Raw genomic sequence first — 3569 nt, 5'->3', positions numbered from 1 at the left:
GGCTACCAGGCCTTCTGGGCCAATTTGCGCGCCGGCCGCTTCGAATCGGGCGAGTTCCATCGCTACAAGGCCGATGGCAGCAGCATCTACATCCTGGCGTCCTACAACCCCATCCTGGGCCCGGATGGCAAGCCCACCCGGATCATCAAGTTCGCCACGGACGTCACGCAAGCCAAGATCAAATCGCTGGAAGACGACGGCAAGATCGACGCCATCAACAAGGCCCAGGCGGTGATCGAGTTCGACATGAGCGGCAAGGTCCTGACCGCCAACGCCAACTTTCTGGCGCTGATGAACTACCAGCTTGAGGAAATCCAGGGGCAACGCCACCGCATGTTCGTGCCTGCGACGGACGCCGCATCCACCGACTATCAGCTCTTCTGGGATCGGCTCAATCGGGGCGAGTTCGACAGCGGCGAATACAAACGCCTGGGCAAGGACGGCAAGGAGGTCTGGATCCAGGCCACCTACAACCCCATCCTCGACATCCACGGCAAGCCCGTCAAAGTGGTGAAATTCGCCATCGACGTGACGCAGGAAAAACTGCGCAGCGCCGAGTTCGAAGCCAAGGTTGCCGCGATTGACCGCGCACAAGCTGTGATCGAGTTCGATCTGGACGGCAACGTGCTGACCGCCAACCGCCACTTCCTGAGCAGCATGGGCTACACCCTGCGCGAAATCCAGAACCAGCATCACAGCATCTTCTGCTCGCCGGAGTACACGCAAAGCGTGGAGTACCGCGACTTCTGGCTCAAACTCAGCGAAGGCCAGTTTGTGGCCGGCCGGTTCGAGCGGGTCGGCAAGTTCAATCGCAAGGTCTGGATCCAGGCGACCTACAACCCGATCATGGACATGAATGGCCAGGTCACGAAGATCGTGAAGTACGCCCATGACGTGACCAAGGAAGTGGAGCTGGAGCACCGCATCTCGACCAAAGCTCACGAGATGAGCGACAGCGTTCAGCATCTGATCGAGAGCATCACGGCCATTGCCGCCAACTCGGGTGTCGCCGCCGAGATGGCCCAGGAAGCATCCAGCGCGGCCCGTGTCGGGTTCGAAGCCATTCAGAAGTCCATCGGTGCCATCGACGCCATCCAGAAGAGCTCGGTGCGCGTCTCCGAGATCGTGCGCGTGATCGGTGAAATCGCCAATCAGACCAATCTGCTGGCCTTCAACGCCGCCATCGAAGCCGCACGGGCAGGCCAGCATGGCGTGGGCTTCTCGGTGGTCGCAGGCGAGGTACGCAAGCTGGCCGAGCGCAGCTCACAAGCCGCGCGCGAGATCGCCAAGCTGATTGATGAATCTACGCATCAGGTCGACAACGGTGCCGAAGTCAGCAAGGAGGCTGCGCGCAGCTTCGAAGGCATCATGTCCAGCGTGGCGCGCACAGGCAACAACGTCTCCGCCATCGCGGATGCAGCAGAGCGCCAGCGCCAGATGACAGGCAAGGTCACCGAGGTGATTCAGGATCTGGCCGACTCGGCGCTGCAGTGACATGGAAACCGTCACATCCATCCAGAGCTTCGGTGGGTTCTCACTGGGCAGCATGCAACTGGCCTTGCCGATGGAGGCCCTGCGCGAGGTCATGCCCTGCGGCACCTTGATCGATCTGCCCTGCCCTGCGGCCAGTGTGGTCGGCGGGTTGGATCTGCGCGGCGTGGTCGTGCCTGTGGTCGATCTGCGCATTGCGCTGGGCCGAGAAGTTCAGTCCAGTCAGTATCCCTGCGTCATCATCATGGCGCATGCCGGCAAGCTGCTGGGGCTGCTGGCTGATGGTGTGACCGGCATCTTTGCCTGCGAAAGCAGCCACATCCACCTGGCCAGTTCATCGGATCCAACCACGGCCACCTTCCTGGGCAGCATTCGCCGAGAGGATGCCGACCTGCTGGTGAGTCTGTTGTCGCCCCAGGCCTTGTCGCAACTGGATGGCGTGCCCATGGTCGAAGACCCCGAGCCCGACCGCCAGCGAACACAGGAAGAACGCGACGAAGTTCAAATCAGTGACGAGGCCCGGCCCATGATGCTGATGCGCTGCAGTCGCATCGCCCTGGCCATGGATGCGATGGCGGTTCACGCCACCATGTCCCACCCCGATATCTACCCCTCCGCCTTGGCCATGGGCCATTGCAAAGGCGTGATCGACTATGCCGGCGCCAAGGTGCCCGCCGTGGACCTGCAAAGCCTGTGCGGTCTGGGCGAACTCGATGTGGACGAGGCCGCCCATGCCTTTGTGCTGTCGCTGGACGCCGGCCACGTGGCTTTTCTGGTCAGCGAAGTGATCGACGTGGTGCGTACCATGCCCGACGACGTGATGCCGGTGCCGGCTTTTGCACTGCCCAATCCCGACTTGTTTTCAGGCGCACTGCGCGCATCGGTCTTGTCCACCGAGCGCGCGGAACGTGCGGGAGAAATGGCCAGCCAGTACCTGCTGCTCAATGGCCCGGCGCTCAAGGCCTTCCCCGCCGTGGCCGCACTGGCCGGCGTCAACGCGCCCATGAGCGGCGCCGTCCTCAACGCAACGACCTTTTCTACCAGTGCGCAGTCGGAGGCTGGCACGCAAGCCATGCTCACCTACACATTGGGTGGCGAGACCGCCACGCCACTGGAGCAAGTCGAAGAGATCCTGCCCTATGCCTGCGACACGGCACTGTCGGATGCCTATGGCCCGCTATTGGGCTTCATGGTCAACCGCAACCGGTCCATTCCGGTGCTCAGCCTCACGCACCTGACAGGCAGCCAGGCTGATGGACAGACGCCGCCCTCCAGCGTGCTGGTGGTGGCCTCTGAAGGTGAGCTGGTGGGTTTTGCGGTGCCGCAACTGCGGGCCATCGAACAGGCCAGATGGACGCCCGGCCCCGAGCATGGCAGCCAGCGGGCATCGACCAAGGATCTGGCTCAAGTGGGCGCCGGGCCGCAGGCCAAGCTGCTGCCCGTGATCGACCTGCGCCAGATGGCGCGGTCCGTGCAGCAAAGAATTTAAGCGGCCTTCAAATCGCTCAGAAAACCCGTGTTGCCTTCATGCAGGCAACGCGGCTTGTAGGCGCTCACGCGCTTGGCAATCGCCGCGATGTGACCCGGCGTCGTGCCGCAGCAGCCCCCGGCGATGTTGAGGAAACCCGCCTTGGCGAACTCTTCCACCAGACCGCCCGTGATCTCGGGCGTCTCATCGAAACCGGTGTCGCTCATCGGGTTGGGCAGGCCGGCGTTGGGATAACAGCTGATGAAGGTGTCACCCGCGATCTTGGACAGCTCCTCGATGTAGGGGCGCATCAGCGTGGCGCCCAGCGCGCAATTCAGGCCGATGGCCAGCGGATGCGCGTGGCGCACTGAGTGCCAGAAGGCGCTCACGGTCTGGCCAGACAGGATGCGGCCGGAGGCGTCCGTCACCGTGCCCGAGATGATGATGGGCAGGCGCTCGCCCGTGTCTTCAAACAGCTGATCGACCGCGAAGATGGCGGCCTTGGCGTTGAGCGTGTCGAAAATGGTTTCGATCAGGAAGACGTCACAACCCCCCTCCATCAGGGCCTTGGCCTGGTCGTAATAGGCCTGGCGCAGGGAGATCGGAAGAG

General features: G+C 62.9%; 3 protein-coding genes. 2 read left to right on the top strand and 1 reads right to left on the bottom strand.

The genetic code is table 11. The features are described from left to right. Both EPO09_RS14875 and EPO09_RS14870 read left to right on the top strand, forming a co-directional pair. Window positions 1-1494, top strand: a 1494-nt coding sequence (locus EPO09_RS14875) for a methyl-accepting chemotaxis protein (protein ID WP_290644109.1), incomplete at its 5' end; no start/stop codon positions are given. A 1-nt stretch (window position 1495) separates the two neighbouring features. Next, window positions 1496-2980: a chemotaxis protein CheW gene (locus EPO09_RS14870; RefSeq protein ID WP_290644108.1), complete on the top strand. Its 1485-nt coding sequence runs from the start codon at window positions 1496-1498 to the stop codon at window positions 2978-2980. Here the strand turns inward: EPO09_RS14870 and EPO09_RS14865 are convergent. Further along, a partial coding sequence (locus EPO09_RS14865) for a homocysteine S-methyltransferase family protein (protein ID WP_290644107.1) occupies window positions 2977-3569 on the bottom strand: 593 nt, incomplete at its 5' end. The genes EPO09_RS14870 and EPO09_RS14865 overlap by 4 nt on opposite strands.

Source organism: Aquabacterium sp. (assembly GCF_004297345.1).
Classification (GTDB): Bacteria; Pseudomonadota; Gammaproteobacteria; order Burkholderiales; family Burkholderiaceae_C; genus Aquabacterium.
Note: the sequence above shows the minus strand (reverse complement) of the source record. Positions and strands in the feature narration are given on the sequence as shown.

Bases quoted from the DNA above. Each gene is read 5' to 3' on its own strand.
- EPO09_RS14870 (WP_290644108.1), top strand. From the start codon at position 1,496: ATGGAAACCGTCACATCCATCCAGAGCTTCGGTGGGTTCTCACTGGGC.